16 protein-coding genes and 3 tRNA genes are annotated in these 23,261 nt (G+C 32.0%); 13 read left to right on the top strand and 6 right to left on the bottom strand.

The window, feature by feature from the left end; all coding sequences use genetic code 11:
• Window positions 1–4 precede the first annotated feature (4 nt).
• Complete coding sequence (locus tag NHF47_RS09630; RefSeq protein ID WP_252764714.1) at window positions 5–574, top strand: hypothetical protein; 570 nt, start codon at window positions 5–7, stop codon at window positions 572–574.
• A 53-nt stretch (window positions 575–627) separates the two neighbouring features.
• Here the strand turns inward: NHF47_RS09630 and NHF47_RS09625 are convergent.
• The 3 genes from NHF47_RS09625 to NHF47_RS09615 form a co-directional block, all read right to left on the bottom strand.
• Window positions 628–701, bottom strand: a tRNA-Arg gene (locus tag NHF47_RS09625).
• Between the two features lie 13 nt (window positions 702–714).
• A tRNA-Pro gene (locus NHF47_RS09620) sits at window positions 715–789 on the bottom strand.
• Window positions 790–802: 13 nt separating this feature from the next.
• A tRNA-Ser gene (locus NHF47_RS09615) sits at window positions 803–886 on the bottom strand.
• A gap of 264 nt (window positions 887–1,150) precedes the next feature.
• Between NHF47_RS09615 and NHF47_RS09610 the strand changes: the two genes are divergently transcribed.
• A complete protein-coding gene (locus NHF47_RS09610; RefSeq protein WP_252766081.1) occupies window positions 1,151–2,329 on the top strand; it encodes an acetyl-CoA C-acyltransferase in 1,179 nt (392 codons plus the stop codon).
• Between the two features lie 76 nt (window positions 2,330–2,405).
• Window positions 2,406–3,167, top strand: coding sequence for a C40 family peptidase (locus NHF47_RS09605; protein ID WP_252764713.1), 762 nt, complete (start codon window positions 2,406–2,408; stop codon window positions 3,165–3,167).
• 53 nt (window positions 3,168–3,220) lie between these two features.
• Here NHF47_RS09605 and NHF47_RS09600 read toward each other — a convergent pair whose 3' ends face one another.
• Window positions 3,221–4,327 (bottom strand): hypothetical protein, encoded by a 1,107-nt coding sequence (locus tag NHF47_RS09600; RefSeq protein WP_252764712.1) that lies wholly within the window; start codon window positions 4,325–4,327, stop codon window positions 3,221–3,223.
• A gap of 67 nt (window positions 4,328–4,394) precedes the next feature.
• Window positions 4,395–6,938, bottom strand: coding sequence for a DNA gyrase subunit A (gene gyrA, locus NHF47_RS09595; protein WP_252764711.1), 2,544 nt, complete (start codon window positions 6,936–6,938; stop codon window positions 4,395–4,397).
• A gap of 250 nt (window positions 6,939–7,188) precedes the next feature.
• Between gyrA and NHF47_RS09590 the strand changes: the two genes are divergently transcribed.
• From NHF47_RS09590 to NHF47_RS09575, 4 genes are all read left to right on the top strand, one after another.
• On the top strand, window positions 7,189–9,735 hold the full coding sequence (locus tag NHF47_RS09590) for an ATP-dependent Clp protease ATP-binding subunit (RefSeq protein WP_252764710.1): 2,547 nt from the start codon (window positions 7,189–7,191) through the stop codon (window positions 9,733–9,735).
• Window positions 9,736–9,806: 71 nt separating this feature from the next.
• Entirely contained in the window at window positions 9,807–11,174 is a 1,368-nt protein-coding gene (gene rimK, locus NHF47_RS09585) for a 30S ribosomal protein S6--L-glutamate ligase (RefSeq protein WP_252764709.1), read from the top strand.
• A 244-nt stretch (window positions 11,175–11,418) separates the two neighbouring features.
• Window positions 11,419–11,994 (top strand): TMEM175 family protein, encoded by a 576-nt coding sequence (locus NHF47_RS09580; RefSeq protein WP_252764708.1) that lies wholly within the window; start codon window positions 11,419–11,421, stop codon window positions 11,992–11,994.
• A gap of 10 nt (window positions 11,995–12,004) precedes the next feature.
• Window positions 12,005–12,370 (top strand): DUF1304 domain-containing protein, encoded by a 366-nt coding sequence (locus NHF47_RS09575; RefSeq protein WP_252764707.1) that lies wholly within the window; start codon window positions 12,005–12,007, stop codon window positions 12,368–12,370.
• A 62-nt stretch (window positions 12,371–12,432) separates the two neighbouring features.
• Here NHF47_RS09575 and hutH read toward each other — a convergent pair whose 3' ends face one another.
• Window positions 12,433–13,938 carry a histidine ammonia-lyase gene (hutH, locus tag NHF47_RS09570; protein ID WP_252764706.1) on the bottom strand — a complete coding sequence of 502 codons (1,506 nt, stop codon included), beginning with the start codon at window positions 13,936–13,938 and terminating at the stop codon, window positions 12,433–12,435.
• Between the two features lie 380 nt (window positions 13,939–14,318).
• Between hutH and thrA the strand changes: the two genes are divergently transcribed.
• The 6 genes from thrA (at window position 14,319) to NHF47_RS09540 (ending at window position 23,251) form a co-directional block, all read left to right on the top strand.
• Window positions 14,319–16,772, top strand: coding sequence for a bifunctional aspartate kinase/homoserine dehydrogenase I (gene thrA, locus NHF47_RS09565; protein ID WP_252764705.1), 2,454 nt, complete (start codon window positions 14,319–14,321; stop codon window positions 16,770–16,772).
• Between the two features lie 10 nt (window positions 16,773–16,782).
• The gene (locus NHF47_RS09560) at window positions 16,783–17,700 is read left to right on the top strand and encodes a homoserine kinase (protein ID WP_252764704.1); all 918 of its coding nucleotides are present in this window, start codon (window positions 16,783–16,785) and stop codon (window positions 17,698–17,700) included.
• A 25-nt stretch (window positions 17,701–17,725) separates the two neighbouring features.
• The gene (gene thrC, locus NHF47_RS09555) at window positions 17,726–19,015 is read left to right on the top strand and encodes a threonine synthase (protein ID WP_252764703.1); all 1,290 of its coding nucleotides are present in this window, start codon (window positions 17,726–17,728) and stop codon (window positions 19,013–19,015) included.
• Between the two features lie 137 nt (window positions 19,016–19,152).
• Entirely contained in the window at window positions 19,153–20,013 is an 861-nt protein-coding gene (locus tag NHF47_RS09550) for a L,D-transpeptidase (RefSeq protein WP_252764702.1), read from the top strand.
• A gap of 120 nt (window positions 20,014–20,133) precedes the next feature.
• Window positions 20,134–21,216, top strand: a complete 1,083-nt coding sequence (gene gcvT, locus NHF47_RS09545; RefSeq protein ID WP_252764701.1) for a glycine cleavage system aminomethyltransferase GcvT — start codon at window positions 20,134–20,136, stop codon at window positions 21,214–21,216.
• Window position 21,217: 1 nt separating this feature from the next.
• Window positions 21,218–23,251 (top strand): S41 family peptidase, encoded by a 2,034-nt coding sequence (locus tag NHF47_RS09540; RefSeq protein WP_252764700.1) that lies wholly within the window; start codon window positions 21,218–21,220, stop codon window positions 23,249–23,251.
• Window positions 23,252–23,261: the final 10 nt, after the last annotated feature.

The following is a 23,261-nucleotide window of genomic DNA, read 5'->3' as shown; positions in this document are numbered from 1 at the left end:
ACCAATGAAAAGACTTCTCTACATTTTTTTATGCCTGCCACTACTCCATTTCAGTCAAAAAAAAGACTGCATTTATGATTTTGAAGAAAAAACAGATTCTACTTATATTAAAGCTACGAATGAAAAATTAATGTATGAGAAAGTGTTTGGTAATTCTAAAGAGTTTATCCAATTCAAATTGATTAATAACAATGGTGTACCTACTTTGAGTTTTCAATTTATTCAAAAAAGCCAAGATTTTATCCCAGTTACTTGTTTTAATAACAAATCAAAGATTATTTTACAATTAGAAGATGGTAAAATTGTTAGTCTAATTAGTGGTATTGATGAAGTTTGTTCCAACCTTACCTATATTGATTCTGAAAAAAGCAATATTAGACTTCTAAATGGTTATTTTTTATTTACCAAACCGAATTACGAATCTTTAAAAAAATCCCGAATAACAGTAATGCGTGTTCATTTTGCAGGAGAATCAAAAGATTATATTATTTCAGATGAACTACAATCTGAAATTTTAAATCAAACTCTAAAACCCAGTCGTTATTTTATCGAAAATTTAGAGTGTATTGAATAAAAAATTCAAATGATATACAAACAAAAAAGCCTAGCAATTGCTAGGCTTTTTTGTGATCCCGTCAGGATTCGAACCTGAGACCTACTGCTTAGAAGGCAGTTGCTCTATCCAGCTGAGCTACGAGACCATTATTTTTTCAGTCGGGGTGGCAGGATTCGAACCTGCGACCTCCTGCTCCCAAAGCAGGCGCGATAACCGGGCTACGCTACACCCCGAAAACAAAAAAAGCGGAGAGACAGGGACTCGAACCCTGGCATCGGTTACCCGATGACAGATTAGCAATCTGCTCCGTTACCACTCCGGCACCTCTCCAATAATCTTACAAAGAACTGACCTTTTTTGCGGTTGCAAATGTATACCTTCCTATCTTAATTTACAACATTTATTCGTTTTTTTTTGTGTTTTTTTTACATTTTTTTTAAAAACAACTAAAATTCAAATAGATACAAAAAAAATATTTTTTTAAACAAGATTGATATTTCTCACAAAGGTGATTTTTTTACAACTCAAAATTATAAAAAATGCAATTTTTATCAATAAAAATAGTAAATTCGCAATTCAATTAAAAAAAACCATATCATGAAAAAAGTTGTTATAGTTGCTGCAGTAAGAACCCCAATTGGAAGCTTTATGGGTGCCTTATCTTCTGTACCAGCTACAAAATTAGGAGCAACTGCAATAAAAGGAGCTTTAAATAAAATTAATTTAGATCCAAAAGAGGTGGATGAAGTATTAATGGGAAATGTGGTTCAGGCTGGAAATGGACAAGCACCTGCTAGACAAGCTGCTATTTATGCTGGCATTCCAGATTCTGTTCCTTGTACAACGGTTAATAAAGTTTGTGCTAGTGGGATGAAAGCAGTAATGCAAGGTGCACAAGCGATAATGTGTGGTGATGCTGAAGTAGTTGTTGCAGGTGGAATGGAAAACATGAGCTTAATTCCGCATTATGTACACATGAGAAATGGTGTGAAATTTGGACCAACTACCTTAGTAGATGGCATGCAAAAAGACGGTCTTACTGATGCGTATGATAATAATGCTATGGGTGTATGTGCCGATTTATGTGCAACGGAACATAATATTTCTAGAGAAGCGCAAGATCAGTTTGCTATTCAATCGTACCAAAGATCTGCTGCTGCTTGGGATGCTGGTAAATTTAATGCTGAAATTGTTCCTGTTGAAGTTCCTCAAAGACGTGGTGATGCAATAATCGTTTCAAAAGATGAAGAATACACCAATGTCAAATTAGATAAAATCCCTAGTTTATCGGCAGTTTTTACAAAAGAAGGTACTGTTACTGCTGCTAACGCCTCAACTATTAATGATGGTGCTGCTGCATTAATTTTAATGAGTGAAGAAAAAGCAAACGCTTTAGGATTGAAATCTCTTGCTTATATTAAATCGTATGCAGATGCTGCTCAAGAACCTAAATGGTTTACTACTGCTCCAGCAAAAGCGCTTCCTATTGCTTTAGACAAAGCTGGTATAACTATTGACGCAATTGACTATTTTGAATTTAACGAAGCCTTTTCTGTGGTTGGTTTAGCCAATGCTAAAATTTTAGGTTTAAAAGAAGATAAAATAAATGTAAACGGTGGAGCGGTGTCTTTAGGTCATCCATTAGGGTGTTCTGGAGCTCGAATCATTGTTACTTTAATCAATGTATTAGAACAGAACAATGCAAAATTAGGAGCCGCTGCAATTTGTAATGGTGGTGGTGGTGCTTCTGCTATTGTAATTGAAAGAGCCTAAATTTAAATTATGAATTATGAGTTAGGAATTGTAGTTTTGTCTAACTCATAATTTATTTCATTTCACTAGCAAGTCAATGTTTGGAATTTGTAATCTAGCTATTATCCCTCTTCGATCAGAACCCTCAGACAGAAGCGAACAAGTTTCTCAACTTCTTTTTGGAGACCATTTTGAAATTATAGAAAAAATAGATAAATGGGTAAAAATAGAGGCTGCTTTTGACAACTATATAGGTTGGATTGACAATAAACAATTTCAAACTATAAGCGAAAAACAGTTTCATTCTATTGAACAATCACCTATGGTTTTAAACGGTGATTTAATAGAATACATTTCTACTCCAAAAAACCAATTAATGCCAATTCCTTTAGGCAGTTGTCTTTCTTTTTTAGATAATGAACAGATTAATACTGAAAATTATTCTTTTGAAGGAATTAAAATTTGTGGGGTTAAAGACAAATCCAATTTAGTAAAAACTGCATTCATGTATTTAAACGCTCCCTATTTATGGGGTGGAAAAACGCCATTTGGTATTGATTGTTCTGGCTTTACCCAGATGGTTTATAAATTAAATGGATACAAAATATTAAGAGATGCTTCAGAACAAGCAACTCAAGGTGAAGCATTAAGCTTTATTGAAGAAAGCGAACCAGGAGATTTAGCGTTTTTTGATAATGAAGAAGGAAATATTATCCATGTAGGCATCATGATGGATGACAATTACATTATTCACGCTTCAGGAAAAGTACGAATAGATAGACTGGATCACTTAGGAATTTACAATGCTGAAACCAATAGACACACGCATAAATTAAGAGTCATTAAAAAAATCATATAAACAAAAAAGGTCTCAAATTGAGACCTTTTTTATAATAATTGAAATTGTAACTCTTAATTAATTGTTGCCGCTTTATCTTTCATATCTAGAATTTCATAAGCAGAACGCAACAATATCTTTGTATTGCTATCAGATGGTTTTAATTGATATGCTTTTTCAAGATAGGGTAAAGAAGCTTTAAACGTTTTCTTTCTCTTCTCCATTAATTCATCATATTTAGCAATATTCGCCACATTCTTATTAATTTCATCCACTAATTTACTATCGTCTTTTAAAAAGTCATACCCTAATGTAAAATTCAATTGGAATTCTGTTTCAATTAAGTCAGCATCGTTAGGATTCAAAGGTTTAGCCTCTTCTAATGCTTTCTTAGTTTTTTGATAATCTTTATTTTGGAAAGCTAATCTCGCAATCATCTTGTAAACATCAGGTTTCTTAACTGACATTTTCATATCTCTAGGATTGTCAGCAACACCTAATTGAACTTGTCTATCTCTATCTTCTTTACTAGGATATAAAATCTCTTCTGAGCTTGTTTTTGGTACTGCGTAATAATTATACCCATTCTTCAAATAATCACTCTCTTTCAAATCTTCGTAAAACTTTTCCGCTAAAAGGTAATCTTGAGCTTGTACAGCTAATTCTGCCGAATTATTAAGCGCAATACCTTCATTTTTTGGATCAAAAACATATAAATTGTGAAACATTAATGATGCTTCTCTGTAACTAGACTCTTTAAACAACTTAGTAGCAGCACCATATAAAAAATCTCTAAATTCGTCTTTTTCTTTTTTCAAATCATCAGAAAGCATTTTTTTTCCTGATTTTTCTTCGAAAGAGATTGTTTTATCTAAGACAGCTCCGTATTCAGCTAAAAAATCAGGATTCATCAATTTAGTCTTATCTGCTATAGTAGCATTAACTCCTTTTGATTCATATTCTAAAGCAGGATAAATGGTTTTGAACAATTTGGCATACACTTTATCTGATTCAGAAGCTGCATTTGAATTTAATTTATCAGATGCTTCTTTGTATTCTTTTAATTCTTCAGTCGTAAGCGTCTCTTTTCCATACAGCTTTTTTAGCGTTTTTAATTCTTCTTTTTGGCTAAAGGCAGTCATTGAAATTAAGGCAGTTAAGCCTAAAAATAATTGTTTCATTTTTCTAATTCTTTTTTATAGTTTATTTTTATTATAAAGCCCAAAATTTCTTTTGGGCTTTATTTATTTATTCATTTGTTTCAGTTGAATCAAATTCCGTACCAGAATTTTCAGCTTCGTCAATTTCTGAGTCAATTTCGGCTTCATCTTCTCTTAAAACCTTAGTTACAGCTGCAATGGAATCATTCCCTTTTAAATTAATTAGTCGAACTCCTTGTGTGGCTCTTCCCATAACTCTCAAGTCAGAAATTTCCATTCGTATGGTTAATCCTGATTTATTAATTATCATTAAATCATCTTCATCGGTCACCGCATTAATAGCAATAAGAGCTCCCGTTTTTTCAGTAATATTTAAAGTCTTAACTCCTTTACCTCCTCGGTTGGTAATTCTATAAACATCTTCTCCATCATCGTCAACTAACTTAGTACGCTTCCCATAACCATTTTCGGTCACAACTAAAATTTGTGAATCATTAATATGACTTTGATCAATAGACACCATACCTATTACTTCATCTTTATCATCTGCTAAAGTAATTCCTCTTACTCCAGAAGCTGTTCTTCCCATTGGTCTTGTTTTGCTTTCTTCAAAACGCACTAACTTACCTGATTTAACAGCAATTAATACCTGACTATTTCCAGTAGTTAATTTTGCTTCTAATAATTCATCATCTTCTTTAATGGTTATTGCATTGATACCATTTTGACGCGGTCTTGAATATTGTTCTAAAGGTGTTTTCTTAACTTGTCCTTTTTTGGTAGCCATAATGACAAAATGACTGTTAATGTACTCCTCATCTTTTAAATCTTGAGTACAAATGAAAGCTTTAACTTTATCATCTGGTTCAATATTGATTAGATTTTGAATCGCTCTACCTTTACTTGCTTTGGTTCCTTCTGGAATTTCAAAAACACGCATCCAGTAACATTTTCCTTTTTGAGTGAAATACATTAAATATTGATGATTCGTCGCTACAAATAAATGCTCTAAGAAATCTTGATCTCTCGTAGCAGCACTTTTTTGTCCAACACCACCTCTATTTTGAGTTTTATATTCCGTTAAAGAAGTTCGCTTGATGTATCCAGCATGTGAAATTGTAACTACAACTTGTTCATCAGCAATTAAATCTTCAATACTTACATCGCCTCCAGAATATTCAATTTTCGAACGTCTCTCATCACCATATTTCTCTTTCATTTCTATCAATTCGGTCTTAATAAGCTCCATTCTCAAGTCTTTACTTGCTAATAATTCTTTTAAACCATTAATTAACTTCATGATTTCTTCATATTCCGCTCTTAATTTATCTTGTTCCAGACCCGTTAACTGACGTAAACGCATCTCTACAATAGCGCGGGCTTGAATTTCTGTTAATTTGAAGCGATCAATTAATTTCGTTCTTGCTTCTTCTCCGTCTTTAGATGCACGAATTAATGCAATTACTTCATCAATATTATCAGACGCTATAATTAACCCTTCTAATATATGTGCTCTTTCTTCAGCTTTTCTTAATTCATATTGCGCTCTTCTAACAACAACTTCATGGCGATGCTCCACAAAATGATGAATCAAATCTTTAAGATTCAACATTTCAGGCCTTCCGTTAACCAAAGCAATATTATTTACACTAAACGAGGATTGTAGTTGGGTATATTTATATAATGTATTTAATACTACATTTGGAACCGCGTCTCTTTTTAGTTCATAAACAATACGCATACCATTTCTATCGGATTCATCACGAATGGCAGAAATTCCTTCTATTTTCTTTTCATTTACCAAATCAGCAGTTTTTTTAATCATATCTGCTTTATTCACTTGGTAAGGAATCTCAGTTACAATAATGGCTTCCCTATTATTAGATTCTTCAAAACCTGCTTTGGCACGCATAACGATTCGCCCTCTACCTGTTTTAAAAGCCTCTCGTACACCTTCATAACCATATATAATTCCTCCTGTTGGAAAATCTGGTGCTTTAACGTACTGCATCAATTCATCAATTTCAATATCGTTATTGTCGATATAGGCTAATGTACCGTCAATAACTTCTGAAATATTGTGTGGAGGCATATTTGTTGCCATACCTACAGCGATTCCAGATGCTCCGTTAATTAATAAGGTAGGAACTTTTGTGGGTAAAACTTTTGGTTCTTCTAAAGAGTCATCAAAATTCAATTGAAAGTCAACAGTTTCTTTTTCAATATCTGCCAACATGTCTTCTGAAATTTTACGCATTCTAGCTTCAGTATAACGCATTGCAGCTGGACTGTCTCCATCAACAGAACCAAAGTTACCTTGCCCATCAACCATTAAATAACGTAAACTCCATTCTTGAGCCATACGCACCATAGCGTCATATACAGATGTATCTCCATGAGGGTGGTACTTACCTAATACTTCTCCAACAATTCTTGCAGATTTTTTATAAGCACTATTTGATCTAATTCCTAATTCATGCATACCAAATAAAACTCTTCGATGTACCGGTTTTAAACCGTCTCTAACATCAGGAAGTGCCCTTGATACAATAACCGACATTGAATAATCAATGTAGGCTGATTTCATTTCATCTTCAATGTTAATAGGAATTAATTTTTCTCCTTCAGACATAAACATTTATATTAAAATTATATTTTTCTTTAACGTGCCAATATACAGCTTTTTCTCATCTTTAACTTTGATTTGAAAGATAAATTTAAACGATTTATTAACAATGAATTCTTAAAAAAACATGTCAAAAGACCTGACAAGAATTTTTTTTTGTCATTTTTTTTTTTCAATTAGCTATAGATTCTATAAAAGGCATATTTTTTGCTTATTACCTGATATCTTAGTATATTTACATTACAATTTCTAACATATGGACGATAATTTTTCACCAAGAGTTAAAGATGTTATTTCTTTCAGTAAAGAAGAAGCCTTACGATTAGGGCACGACTTTATTGGAACAGAACATCTTATTCTTGGACTACTTAGAGAAGGACAAGGAAAAGCAATGGCTATCTTAAATAATCTTGCCGTAGATTTTGATTATCTAAGAAAAAAAGTTGAAGTATTAAGTCCCGCTAGTTCTGTATCGAATCAAAATAATGATAAAAAAAACCTTCATTTAACCAGACAAGCAGAAAGAGCCTTAAAGACTACTTTTTTAGAAGCCAAGCTTTACAATAGTGCAACTATTAGTACAGCACATTTGTTGTTGTGCATTTTACGCAATGAAAATGACCCAACAACGAAGTTATTAAACAAATTAAAACTAGATTACGAATTGATTAAAGATCAATATACAGCTATGATAACAAACGAAAACGAATATTCAGAAGACCTTCCAAAAGCCGAATTCAATGATGAATCTGGGCAAGAGGATGGTTCTAGAGATAGTGGTTTTAATAACCCTACTTCTGGAAACAAAACAAATAAAAAATCGAAAACACCCGTTTTAGATAATTTTGGTCGCGACCTTACAGAAATGGCAGAAGAAGGGAAATTAGATCCTGTTGTAGGCCGAGAAAAAGAAATTGAACGAGTTTCACAAATTTTAAGCCGAAGAAAGAAAAACAACCCACTATTAATAGGTGAGCCTGGTGTAGGAAAATCTGCGATTGCAGAAGGACTAGCTTTGCGAATTGTAAAGAAAAAAGTTTCTCGTATTCTTTTCAATAAAAGAGTAGTAACTCTTGATTTAGCAAGTCTTGTTGCTGGCACTAAATACAGAGGGCAGTTTGAAGAACGCATGAAAGCGGTCATGAATGAATTAGAAAAGAATGACGATATCATCCTATTTATTGATGAAATTCATACAATTGTGGGAGCAGGTGGTGCTACAGGTTCATTAGACGCTTCCAACATGTTCAAACCCGCATTAGCTAGAGGTGAAATACAATGTGTAGGAGCTACAACTTTAGATGAATACCGTCAGTATATAGAAAAAGATGGTGCTTTAGAAAGACGTTTTCAAAAAGTAATTGTGGAACCAACCTCTGTGGAAGAAACAATCACTATTTTGAATAATATTAAAGGTAAATACGAAGACCATCATAATGTAACCTATACAAATGAAGCTGTTGAAGCTTGTGTTAAATTAACGAACCGCTATATGACGGATCGTTTTTTACCAGACAAAGCTATTGATGCTTTAGACGAAGCTGGTTCGCGAGTTCATATCGTAAATATTGATGTTCCTAAACAAATTCTTGAGTTAGAAAAACAATTAGAAGATGTAAGAGAATTGAAAAACACCGTTGTTAAAAAACAAAAATACGAGGAAGCAGCAAAGTTAAGAGATGATGAAAAACGAATTGAAAAAGAATTAGCCATTGCTCAAGAACAATGGGAAGAAGATGCTAAAAACAATCGTGTTACTGTAACAGAAGACAATGTAGCTGATGTAGTTTCTATGATGACTGGAATTCCTGTAAATAGAATTGCACAAACGGAAAGTAATAAACTAGCAAAACTTCCTGAATTAATAAAAGGTAAAGTAATTGGCCAAAATGATGCTGTTGAAAAAATAGCAAAAGCCATTCAAAGAAATAGAGCGGGATTAAAAGATCCAAATAAACCAATTGGTTCCTTTATCTTTTTAGGTCAAACAGGTGTGGGTAAAACCCAATTAGCCAAAGTGCTGGCCAAAGAACTTTTTGATTCTGAAGATGCTTTAATTCGTATTGACATGAGTGAATATATGGAGAAATTTGCTATTTCAAGATTAGTAGGTGCTCCTCCAGGATATGTAGGTTATGAAGAAGGCGGTCAATTGACTGAAAAAGTGAGAAGAAAACCATACTGTGTTGTTCTTTTAGATGAAATTGAAAAAGCACATCCAGACGTATTTAATATGATGCTTCAAGTTTTAGATGATGGTCATTTAACGGATAGTTTAGGCCGAAAAATCGACTTTAGGAACACTATCATCATAATGACTTCAAATGTGGGTGCGCGTCAATTAAAAGATTTTGGACAAGGAGTAGGTTTTGGTACTTCTGCAAAAACACTCCAAGCGGATGAGCATTCGAAAGGAATCATTGAAAACGCTTTGAAGAAAGCTTTTGCACCTGAATTCTTAAACCGTATTGACGATGTAATTGTATTCAATGCTTTAGAAAAAGCAGATATTGATTTAATTATTGATATTGAAATGGATAAATTATATCTAAGAATTAAAGACCTAGGCTATGATTTACAATTATCAGAAAAAGCGAAAGATTACATTGCTGAAAAAGGTTTTGATAAGCAATTTGGGGCTAGACCCTTAAAGAGAGCGATTCAAAAATATGTTGAAGATGCATTAGCAGAAGAAATCATTACTTCGAAGATACATGAAGGAGATCAAATTTTTATGGATTTAGACGAGTCGAGTAACGAGTTAACCATTAAAATTAAGAAATCAGAAAAACCTACTAAATAGTAGGTTTTTTTTCGCTTCAAAAAATTGTATATCAAAAAAAAATACTACTTTAGAAATAAATTAAAAATAGAATGCAAGACAAAGTAATTGTTGGTAGTGAAGAATGGTGCTCCTTCCCTACTTTAGGAATTCCTACGATTAAAGCAAGAGTCGATTCAGGAGCTAAAACTTCTGCTCTACATGCTACCAACTTAAAAACCTTTCAAAAAGATGGTGTTGATTGGGTAAAATTTGACATTAATCCTATCCAAAATAATGCTAAAACAATTATTCATTGTGAGGCGGAATTAGTCGATCAAAGAATCGTTAAAAGTTCTAGTGGTTACCGTGAAAGAAGATTTGTTATTAAAACCATTTTAGAAATTGGAGGTAAGAAATGGGAAGTAGAACTTACTTTAACCAATAGAGATTCAATGGGATTTCGAATGCTATTGGGAAGAGAAGCTATGTCTGGAAGAATATTAGTAGATCCTGAAAAAAAATATGTTTTAGGTCAGCCTTCCAATGAAAAATTAAAAGAATTCTATTTTGATAATTCCAAAGAAAAACAAGGTTTACGCATTGGTCTTTTAGCTAGTAATCCAGAACTTTACAGCAATAGAAGAATTATGGAAGCAGGTGAATTAAGAGGTCATGAAATGCACTTTTTAAATCTGAAATATTGCTATATGAAATTGGATGCCGACAATCCCGAAATTCATTATAGAGGTGGAAAAATTCTAAATAATTTCGATGCTGTAATTCCAAGAATTAGACCCAGTATGACCTATTACGGTTGTGCTTTAACACGCCAATTTGAAGCCTTAAAAGTATTTGCTTTAAACAATGCTGCAGCTATAACACAATCTAGAGATAAGTTATTTTCCTTACAATTACTCCTTAATAATGGTGTAGATATCCCAACAACTGGTTTTGCAAATTCACCTTTAGACACAGACGATTTAATTAAAATGGTAGGTGGTTCTCCATTGATTGTTAAGCTATTAGAAGGTACACAAGGAAAAGGAGTGGTTTTAGCAGAAACTAAAAAGGCAGCAGAATCGGTAATTAATGCTTTCAAAAGTTTAAATGCCAATATTTTAGTACAAGAGTTTATTAAAGAAGCAAATGGTAAGGATTTGCGCTTGTTTGTTGTAGATGGTAAAGTCGTAGCAGCTATGCAAAGAGAAGCTGCTCCAGGTGAATTTAGAGCTAATATTCATATGGGCGGTTCTGCTTCAGTTGTAAAAGTAACCCCAGAAGAAAAGAAAATTGCCATTAAAGCGGCTAAAGCAATGGATTTAAAAGTAGCAGGTGTTGATATTATCCGCTCTAGTAAAGGTCCTTTATTATTAGAAGTCAATTCCTCTCCGGGTTTAGAAGGCATTGAAGGTGCGACAAATAAAGATATTGCTGGAGAAATGATTAAGGCTATTGAAAAAAATTTTAAATGGAAATAATTTCTATATTCATGATTTAAAATTTATTACCAGTAGCATTTCTTACCAATTTATGATTAGAAAACTAAAACCTATATTTTACCTTATCTTACTTTCGGTCCTTATTGGGATTGTAGGCGCTATTTTAAAAATAGTAGGTTTCCCAATGATAAGTATATTATTTTTTATTTTGGTAATCCCAATACTAATAGTAGCTTTTTTATATTTAGTGGTTGAAATAATAAAGATTTTAATAAATAAATAAATGAAAAAAAACAGACTTGAAGCCTTTAGTGATGGTGTTTTAGCCATTATCATTACGATAATGGTTTTAGAATTAAAAGCTCCTGAAGGTTTTGAAATTAGCGATTTAAAACCTTTAGCTCCTAAATTCTTAAGCTATGTTTTGAGTTTTATCTATTTAGCCATTTATTGGAACAATCACCATCATTTGATGCACACCGTTACTAAAATTACTTCAGGTATATTATGGGCCAATATGAATTTATTATTTTGGCTGTCACTCATTCCATTTACCACTTCATGGCTAGGAGAACACATCACAGAATGTGACCCCATGTCATTATATGGTTTTAATCTCTTGATGGCGGGTATATCCTATTGGATATTAACCAATAGAATCATTGCTGCAGATGGAAATGATTCCCTCTTATTAAGAGCAATTGGAAAAGATTTCAAAGGTAAAATTTCTGTAATACTCTATCTAATTGCTTTACTATCCTTACAATTTATATATGGGTTAGCGCCTTTTATCTTTGTAATTGTAGCCATCATGTGGATTATTCCTGATACTAGAATCGAAAAATCAATAGAACACTAAAACATAAAAAATGAATATACTTTCTCAAATAATAATTGTTATTGTAGCTTTATTACACACTTATTTCTTATGGTTGGAAATGTTTGCATGGACTACCAAAGCACCAAAAGTATTTAGAAACTTCCCGAAAGAGTTATTCCCCAAAACCAAAACATTAGCAGCTAATCAAGGCTTATACAATGGCTTTTTAGTGGCTGGATTGGTTTGGTCCTTATTCGTTTCAGATGTTACTTGGAGTAAAAATATTGCTATTTTCTTTTTAAGTTGTGTTTTAATTGCTGGCATATATGGTGCCTATTCTGCAAGTAAAAGAATTTTTTACGTACAAGGAATTCCTGCCCTTCTTGGATTAGCAAGTATTCTTCTATTACATTAAAAATAAAAAGAAAAGCGTAACTTAAAAATTACGCTTTTCTTTTTATTATGAAATTAGATAAACTATAATACTTCGTGTTCTACTTGAAAACTTTGTAAAAAAGCTATGGTTTTTTCAATATCATAATGTAAAATTCTGTCTTCTTCTACTGAAGGTACTTCTTCACGATACGATTTTAGAAACATTTCTATAAAATCACTTGATTTTAATGGTCTTCTAAACTCAATAGCTTGTGAAGCATTTAACAATTCAATTGCTAAAATTCGCTCTAAATTATCTACTATTCGCAAAGTTTTAGTAGCAGCGTTTGCTCCCATACTTACATGATCTTCCTGTCCATTACTAGACACAATACTATCGACACTTGCAGGTGTTGCTAATTGCTTATTTTGACTTACAATACTTGCTGCCGTATATTGGGGAATCATAAAACCAGAATTCAATCCTGGATCGCTTACTAAAAACGCTGGTAATTCTCTTAAACCTGAAATTAATTGATACGTTCTTCTTTCAGAAATACTACCAAATTCAGCTAACGCAATGCCTAAAAAATCAAGCGCCAAAGCTAAAGGTTGCCCATGAAAATTACCTCCAGAAACTATCATATCTTCTGAAACAAAAATATTGGGGTTATCCGTTACCGAATTAATTTCCGTACGAAACACTCTTTTTACATAATCAATAGTATCCTTACTGGCTCCATGCACTTGTGGTATACATCTAAAAGAATAGGGATCTTGTACATGTTTTTTCTCTTGTGCTATTATTTCACTTCCTTCCAATAGATCTCTCATTCGTTCAGCAGTTTGAACCTGACCTTTATGAGGTCTTACCAAATGAATTAAATCCGTAAAAGGTTCTATTCTACCATCAAATCCTTCTAAAGATACAGCACTAATTACGTCTGCTAAATAAGAAAGCTTACAAGACTTAATTAGAATATAAACACCATAAGCACTCATAAACTGGGTACCATTTAATAATGCCAAACCTTCTTTTGATTTTAATGTAATAGGTTCCCAACCCATCTTTTCTAAGACTTTATTCGCAGGTTGTCTAAAACCATTATAATAGACTTCCCCTTCTCCTAAAAGCGGTAGCGATAAATGTGCTAATGGCGCTAAATCTCCACTTGCACCTAACGACCCTTGATTATAAATTACGGGTAAAATACCATTATTGTAAAAGTCAATCAAACGCTCAACTGTTTCTAGTTGCACCCCAGAATGACCATAACTTAAAGATTGAATCTTTAATAACAACATTATTTTAACAATATCTTGTGGTACTTCTTCTCCTGTTCCACAAGCATGGGATTTTACCAAGTTTTCTTGCAACTTTGATAAATTTTCACTTGAAATTTTTACATTACATAAAGAACCAAAACCTGTATTAATTCCATAAATAGGTTTTTCATTAGATTTTAATTTATCATCTAAATACATTCTGCATTTTACAATATTAGCTCTTGCTTCTTCAGATAATTCTAATTTTAAGTCTTGTATAACAATGCTTTCTATTTGGTCAATTGAAAGTAAATCAGAACTTATATAATGTATTGTCTCCATTTTTTGCATTTAAAAGTCCAAAATTCTGCAAACAATTGTTAAAAAACAACATTTTTAACTACTATTTTATTATCATATTGATAATCATTATATACCAAATTTATTAATATTGTTTTTTAGTGATTTTTATGAGGACTAAAATAAAGTATTCGCAAAAATGGTTTCTTAATTTTTTTAGCAAAGAAATAGTATTTATATTTGAAACTATGTTACATAGCGAAAAAACATATACTAATTCTATCACAACCGGCACTACGGTTGGCACTATTGCTATGACAACTATTACCCCTTAGGGGTATAATCAATTACATATAATCCCATATTATATATTTTTCGTTCGAAAGATAAAATTCTAAGTATACATATTTAAGCAAACAATCATGAATGTATTAAAATTTGGTGGTACATCAGTTGCCAATGACCAAAACATTAAAAAAGTAATTGAAATTATTTCAAAGAAAGCAAAAGAAAATAACAATAATTTAGCGATAGTAGTTTCTGCATTTAGTGGCATAACCGACTTATTACTTTTAGCTTCAAATACAGCCGCTACAAAAGAGGAGCAATATAAAATTCTATTGCAACAAATTCAAAATAAACATTATGAAGTAGTTGAAAATCTCATTGAAGAAAATAAAAAAGAAGAAGTAAATAACTTATTAAAAGCAGAGTTCACTCAATTGCAAACCTTATTAGATGGCTGTTTTTTATTAGGTGAGTTAACTCCTAAAACGTTAGACCGAATTTTAAGTTTTGGTGAATTATTATCTTCACAAATTATTGCAGTTGCCCTTCAAACAGCAATTCCTAAAACGGAATTTAAAGATAGTAGAGAAGTACTAAAAACGAATGCTATTTTTGGAAAAGCTACAGTAGATTTTAAAATTACTAATGAACTGATCAATGCTTTTTTTCAAAAAAAACAAGCAACAATTCTTGTTTTTCCTGGATTTATTGCATCCTCTACAAATGGGAACACTACTACTTTAGGTCGTGGTGGATCAGATTATACAGCAGCAATCTTAGCCGCGGCTTTACAAGCTTCTACTTTAGAAATATGGACTGATGTTAATGGAATGTATACGGCAAATCCAAAAATTGTAAAACAAGCCCAACCTATTGCCACAATTACCTATCAAGAAGCAATGGAATTATCTCATTTTGGCGCCAAAGTATTGTATCCACCAACAATCCAACCTGTTTTGGATTTAAATATTCCTATCTGGATCAAAAACACGTTTGAACCTGATGCGCTTGGTACCTTAATTTCAAATCAATCCAAATCGAATGGAAATCCTATAAAAGGAATTTCTCATATCGAATCAATTGCATTAATAACTCTTGAAGGTTCTGGCATGATTGGCGTTACAGGATCTTCCAAACGCTTATTTGAAACACTCTCAAATCACAATATTAATGTCATTTTCATTACACAAGCTTCTTCAGAACACTCGATCTGTATTGGTATTCAAAATCAAGATGCTGAACTTGCAAAACAAGCAATTGATGCAACTTTTGAAATTGAAATTGCACAACATAAAATTAATGCTTGTATCGTAGAAGAAGATTTATGTATCGTGGCTCTCATTGGGGAAAACATGAAAAACCATCAAGGCTTAAGTGGCAAAATGTTTAGTACTTTAGGCAAAAACAATGTAAACATTCGTGCTATAGCTCAAGGTGCTTCTGAAAGAAACATATCGGTTGTTATCGAAAAAAAAGACGTTCGAAAAGCTTTAAACACCTTACACGAACGCTTCTTTGAAGACAACACAAAACAATTGAATCTTTTTGTAATGGGGGTTGGTAATGTGGGTGAGAAATTTATCGATCAAGTTTACCAGCAAAAGAAATTCTTAAAAGAGAATTTAAAACTAAATGTGCGTGTTATTGCTTTGTCAAATTCAAGAAAAATGTTTTTCGATTCGGAAGGAATTCCTCTAAAAGAATGGAAAACTTGTTTAAATCAAGGTGAAGATGCAAATATGAAACTCTTTATTGAAAAGGTAAAAGCATTCAATTACAGAAATAGTATTTTTGTTGATATAACGGCTAATAGTGAGGTAGCAACTATTTATGACCAATTTTTGAAAGAAAATATTGCGGTAGTAACTTGTAACAAAATTGCTGCTGCATCGGAATATGAAAATTACAAAAATTTAAAAAAATTATCCCGTAAATACAATGCACCATTTCTTTTTGAAACCAATGTTGGTGCAGGTTTACCAATTATTGATACCTTAAAACATCTTATTGTTTCAGGTGATAAAGTTCATAAAATTCAAGCTGTTTTATCAGGAAGTTTAAATTTTATTTTTAATAATTTTAGTGAAACCTATTCCTTCCATGATGTAGTTAAAGAAGCGGGAGTACAAGGTTTTACAGAACCAGATCCAAAAATTGATTTGAGTGGAATTGATGTAGCTCGAAAAATACTTATTTTAATTAGAGAAAGTGGTTATGAAATGGAAATTGAGGATATTCAAAACAATTCCTTTCTCCCCGAAGAATGTATGAATACCACAACTAATGAAGCATTCTTTGAATCTTTAGTAAAGCATAATTCTCATTTTGAAAATTTATTGGCTCAAGCCAAAGAAAAAAACAGCCGACTTAAATTTGTAGCTTCGTTCGAAAAGGGTAAAGCTAGTGTAGGCTTAGAATTTATTCCATCTGATAGTCCGTTTTATAATTTAGAAGGCAAAGATAATATTGTTCAATTTTACACCGATCGATATGTAGACCAACCTCTCTTAATTAAAGGTGCTGGTGCTGGTGCTGCAGTAACCGCTTCTGGAATTTTTGCAGATGTCATTCGAATTGGTAACTTTTAAAAATGAACTTATGGAAGTACGTGTATTTTGTCCTGCAACAATCGCCAACTTAAATTGTGGTTTTGATGTAATGGGTTTGTGTTTAGAAAATATTGGAGATGAAATGATATTTCGAAAAACCACTACAAAAGGTATACAAATTACGGAAATAATTGGAGCAGATTTACCTTATGAAACGTCAAAAAATGTAGCTGGTGTAGCTGCTCTAGCGGTAATTGAAAACAGAGACATAGATTTTGGAATAGCAATAGAAATTCACAAAAATATAAAAGCAGGAAGCGGCATTGGTAGCTCCTCTGCCAGTGCAGCTGGTGCTGTTTTTGGTGTAAATGAATTATTAGGAAGGCCTTTTTCTAAAACTGAATTAATACCTTTTGCCATGAAAGGTGAAGCCTTAGCTAGTGGTAGTGAACATGCAGACAATGTAGCTCCTTGTTTATTAGGTGGTTTTACCTTAGTGAGAGGTTACCATCCTTTAGACGTTATTAAAATCACCAGCCCTGAAAAAATGTATGCCGTCGTATTACATCCACATATAGAAGTTAAAACGGTGGATGCCAGAGCAGTATTAGAAGCTACCATTCCTTTTCATAAAGCCATTACACAATGGGGAAATTTAGGAGGTTTAATTGCGGGGTTATATACTCAAGATTATGCCTTAATTAGTCGTTCATTACAAGATGTAGTTGTGGAACCCTTTAGAAAACATTTAATTCCGCATTTTGAAAAAGTAAAAGAGATAGCACTAGAAGAAGGGGCTTTAGGATCTGGTATTTCAGGTGCTGGACCTTCCATTTTTGCCTTATGTAAAGGGAAAGAAATAGCAGAAACAGTTGCTCAAGCGATGAAAGCGGAATACTCCAAAACACAAATACCCTTTGATATTTACCTTTCAAAGGTAAATGATAAAGGAGTTACACTATTATAAATTTAAAAAGCAATATCTATCTATCATGCAATACTATAGTTTAAATAATAAAGAACATTTAGTTTCTTTCCAAGAAGCAGTTACCAATGGTTTAGCTCCAGATAAAGGGCTTTATTTTCCAAATGAAATCCCAAAATTAGAAACTTCTTTCTTTAATTCTATCGAAAGTCTTTCTCATGAAGAAATTGCTTTTAAAACAATACAACCCTATATTGGAAATGAAATTCCTGAAAAAGAATTAAAAAAGATTATATCAGAAACTTTGTCATTTGAATTTCCTTTAGTACAACTAGAAAGCAATGTCTTTTCACTAGAATTATTTCATGGTCCAACTATGGCTTTTAAAGATGTTGGTGCCCGATTTATGTCACGTTGCTTAGGCTACTTTAATAAAGACAAGGATACTAACAATACTGTGCTAGTAGCGACTTCTGGTGATACAGGTGGTGCTGTAGCTAGTGGTTTTTTAGGTGTCAAAGGTGTGGAGGTAGTCATCCTCTACCCTTCAAAAAAAGTAAGTGATATCCAAGAAAGACAACTAACTACCTTAGGTCAGAATATAACAGCTTTGGAAGTTGATGGCGTTTTTGATGATTGCCAAGATATGGTTAAAAGAGCCTTTTTAGATCCAGATTTGAAACATAAAAACCTCACTTCAGCCAATTCAATTAATATTGCACGTTGGTTACCACAAATGTTTTATTTCTTTTTTGCCTACAAAGAATTAAAAAAATACAACAAACCCATTATTACGTCTTGTCCTAGTGGCAATTTTGGAAATATCTGTGCGGGTATTTTAGCCAAAAAAATGGGATTACCTATACACCATTTTGTAGCTACTACTAATGCAAATGATACGGTTCCCAGGTTTTTAAAAAATGGTGTTTACCAACCCAAACCATCTGTAGCCACGATTTCAAATGCAATGGACGTAGGAAATCCAAGTAATTTCGTTAGAATTCAAGAAATGTATGCTAATGATTTAAAGGCCTTTGAAAAAGATTTCTCCTCTTATTCGTATTCCGATAAAGAAACTAAAGAAATCATGCAATCGATTTATTCCAATTCAAATTATATTGCTGAACCACATGGAGCTGTTGGCTATTTGGGTTTACAAAGAGAATTAGCATTACAACCTGAAAGTATTGGTTTCTTTTTAGAAACGGCGCATCCAATAAAATTTTTAGATATAGTAGAACCTACTTTATCGATTACATTAGAAATACCAAAACAGATACAAACCGTTTTAAATAAAAACAAGAAAAGTATTCCGATAAAAGAATACGATGATTTAAAAGAGTTTCTTTTGAAATAAGATTTAAGCAATTCTGATAATTGTATAAATTTTATTCAAAATATTATAAAGCAATAGGCTAGTATTTTTTTCAATTTTACCAAATGTTAAAAACAATACTTTTTGTGTTTTCAGAAGTATTGAAAAAATGAATTACTATGAAACGAATTACTGGCTTATTATTTATATTCTTTATTGCATTTACATCGTGTAATAAAGAAAATACAACGGAACAACCTACATTTAAAAGAGCGTTACCCGAAAGATCAAAACCTAAAAATTACACTTATTCCTATTTGAATACAAAAGAAATGAATTTAGATTCATTAGGAACTAAGGAAATAGACATTCTTTTAGCCGTTAACAGGATGGATGAAACATATCTTAAAAAAACAGATTCTATATTAGTTCCAACAGATTTAACAGGTGATTTGGAATTTTATTTACCTTTCCCTTTTGAAGTAAAAGCATTGGATTCTATTAAAAAAATAATCTTTTTTTCGTATCCAAGTGAAAGTTTTGCGACTTATGAATATGGTATTTTAACACATGTAGGTCCTACAAACATGGGTAAAGAAACAGCAATAACACCGACAGGATTATTCTTTACCAATTGGAAAGCGGAAGAAACAACCAGTACGGTAAATGACGAATGGCTATTAAAGTGGAACTTCAATGTAGCTAACAATTTAGGAGTTGGTTTTCACCAATATGAATTACCAGGATTTCCTGCTTCACATTCGTGTATGCGTTTAAGAGAAAAAGATGCTAAAATGCTTTTTGATTTTGCAGAGCAATGGGTATTAGAAAATGATGATAAAGTAAAAATTAAAGGCACTCCTGTTATTGTATTTGGAAAATATGATTTCCATGCACCAAAACCTTGGTTAGCTTTAAAAAATGACCCAGACGCTCTAAAAATAACAGAGGAAGAATTAGAAACGATTCTTACACCTCATTTAGAAGATATTAAAAAAGAAGAAAAAATAAGAGATGAGTATCAAGCCCAACAAGGCTAAAATTGCAAAAGAAAAAGAAAAATTTAACTACTGATCTCTACAATGTCTGGCAAATATATGTTTGTCAGACATTTTTATATCAAGTAAATTTAATTAATTTAGCACCACAAAATTTAAACGATGAAAAACACAGCTTTATCTCACATTCACGAAAGTTTAGGAGCAAAAATGGTACCTTTTGCAGGATTCAATATGCCTGTTCAATATGAAGGTGTAAATATAGAACACGAAACGGTTAGAAATGCAGTAGGCGTTTTTGATGTTTCGCACATGGGAGAATTTTTATTAACGGGTAAAAATGCTTTAGCCTTAATTCAAAAAGTAACCTCTAATGATGCTTCAGTTTTAGAAATTGGAAGAGCTCAATATTCTTGTTTACCAAACAATGAAGGAGGAATTGTAGATGATTTGATTGTATATCGAATTAAAGAAGAACAATATTTACTTGTGGTAAATGCTTCTAACATTGAAAAAGATTGGGAATGGATTTCCGTTCATAATGATTTAGATGTTGAAATGAAAAATCTTTCAGATGACTATTCTTTACTTGCTATTCAAGGACCGAAAGCTGTAGAAGCCATGCAACCTTTAAGTTCTATCGATTTAGCAGCGATTAAATACTATCATTTTGAAGTAGCTGATTTTGCCGGTTTTGAACATGTGATTATTTCTGCTACTGGATATACAGGATCTGGTGGTTTTGAAATTTATTGTAAAAATGACCAAGTAGAACAAATTTGGAATAAAGTATTTGAAGCAGGTGCCGCTTTTGGTATTAAACCCATTGGATTAGCTGCTAGAGACACTTTACGCTTAGAAATGGGATTCTGTCTCTATGGAAATGATATTAATGATACTACTTCTCCTTTAGAGGCAGGATTAGGATGGATTACTAAATTTACGAAAGAGTTTACCAACTCGGAAAATCTTAAAAAACAAAAAGAAGAAGGCGTTACTCGCAAATTAGTTGCATTTGAAATGGTTGAAAGAGGTATTCCAAGACATGATTATGAAATTGCAGATGCCAATGGAAATGTTGTGGGAATCGTAACTTCTGGAACTCAATCACCTTCTTTAGGAATTGCTATTGGTTTAGGTTATGTACCAACGGCTTTATCTGGTATCGATTCAGAGATATTCATTCGTATTCGCAATAAAGATGTAAAAGCAAAAGTGGTAAAATTGCCATTTTACAAGAAATAACATGAAAATAAAGGCCTATTTTTTTTTACTTACTCTCAATTTTATTTTTTCCCAAAGTAAACAAGAAAATTGTGCCACTATTTCTAAAATAAATGCATTAATTCAAGGCTATCATTACCAACCTAAATTGGTTGATGATAGTCTTTCTTCTTATGTTTTTAAAACTATTATCGAGAAACTAGATCGAGAAAAAAATGTCTTTTTACAATCGGAATATGATATATTAACAAAACATCAATATCAAATCGATAATTACATTACAAATCAAGATTGTTCTTTTTTGGATGAAATTGCTAAGTATTACAAAAAAGGTTTAGAAAGAAAATTAAAAAACATTGAAATTTTAGAAACTGAAAATATTGGATTAAATACCAATGACACCTTATTTTTTACAAAAAACGAAAACAGTTTTTACAATGATGAAAAAGGTATTAAAAAAATTCTGAAAAAATTAATTACTTATGAAGCTTTGAAAAATATTGCTTTTATGAGTAAAAATAAGGATTCATTACAGCAGCATTTTGTAACATTATCCAATACAGAAAAATTAAAAACATTTGATACTTTTAAATGTAGAATTAAGAATCAATTACGGGATGAAAATTCTTTTCAAGAGGAAATTAAAACTATTTTTTTTAAATCATTTTGCAATTACTTTGATCCGCATACCGATTACTTTTCCTATGACGAAAAATCAAATTTCTTGTCTAGTGTAAATGCTGTAAACAGTTCGTTTGGAATTCTCTTTGACGCAAATGAGAACGATGAAGTTTTTGTAAGCGATATTATTCCAGGAAGCTCCGCATTTGAAAATGAAAAGATTGAAGCAGGAGATCAAGTATTAAAAATTAAATACAAAGAGGAAGAACACCCTGTGAGTTGTAGCTCTATTGATCTTATTTCAAACCTCATTTATTCAGATAATTATAAAGAATTAGAATTTACATTTAGAAAAAAGAATGGGGAAACTTTCAATGTCCTTCTTGAAAAGAAAATCATGAAAGCGTTTGAAAATTCAGCTTATAGTTATGTATTACATTTAAAAAATAATTTTGGTTATATTAAAATCCCTAGTTTTTATTCTTCAGACTATGGTTTAAACACCTTATCTAATGATGTTGCCAAAGAAATTATCAAACTCAAAATAGATAATGTAAAAGGTCTTATCATCGATTTACAATACAATGGTGGAGGGAATGTAGACGAAGCAATTAAACTCGCTGGATTATTTATTGATTCTGGTCCAATTACCATTGCAGTAGATAATGAAAAAAATCAAACGGTCTTAAAAGATTACAATAAAGGGGTACTTTTTAATGAACCTATTATATTACTGGTAAATGGATTTTCTGCTTCAGCAAGTGAACTTTTTGCCAATGCTTTACAAGATTATAAGAGAGCCCTAATTTTAGGCAATCCTTCTTATGGAAAAGCAACTATGCAAAGTATTGTACCTATTGAAGACACTGAATGGAATAAGGATTTTGTTAATTTAACCGTCCAAAAATTTTATAGAATTACGGGCAAAAGTCATCAAGCCACTGGAATAATTCCTGACATTGAAGTTCCCAATTTATTTGAGCAAGTTGTGTCTCGTGAAAAAGAGTTTAAAACGGTTCTTCTTAATGATGAAATTAAAACTCAATCACGATACAAAATATACAATAATGATTTTTCTTACATTGTAAAGGAGAGTAAAGAAAGAATTATACAAAGTGCTTATTTTAATGCTATAAACGACATTAATAAAGATATCGATTCTTATCTTATAAATAAAAAAGAAAAAATGATTCCTCTTACTTTTGATGGGGTTTTTGATGATATTAATGAATCTTCTTTTATATTTGAAAAAGTGACCACCTTGTATAAAGAAAAGTTTCCTTTCACTATAGCAAAAAACTCGTATGATTTAAAAAAAGCATCATTAGAAAGTAGTTTCTTAGAACAATTTTCAGAAAAACAAAAAGAAGAAATCCAGTCAAGTGCTCTTATTTCTGAAGCTTTAACCATTTTAGATCGTCTTATTGAAAAATGAGACACTTCGG

Source organism: Flavobacterium sp. NRK F7 (assembly GCF_024054195.1).
Lineage (GTDB): Bacteria > Bacteroidota > Bacteroidia > Flavobacteriales > Flavobacteriaceae > Flavobacterium.
This window is presented reverse-complemented; position numbering and strand designations above follow the sequence as displayed.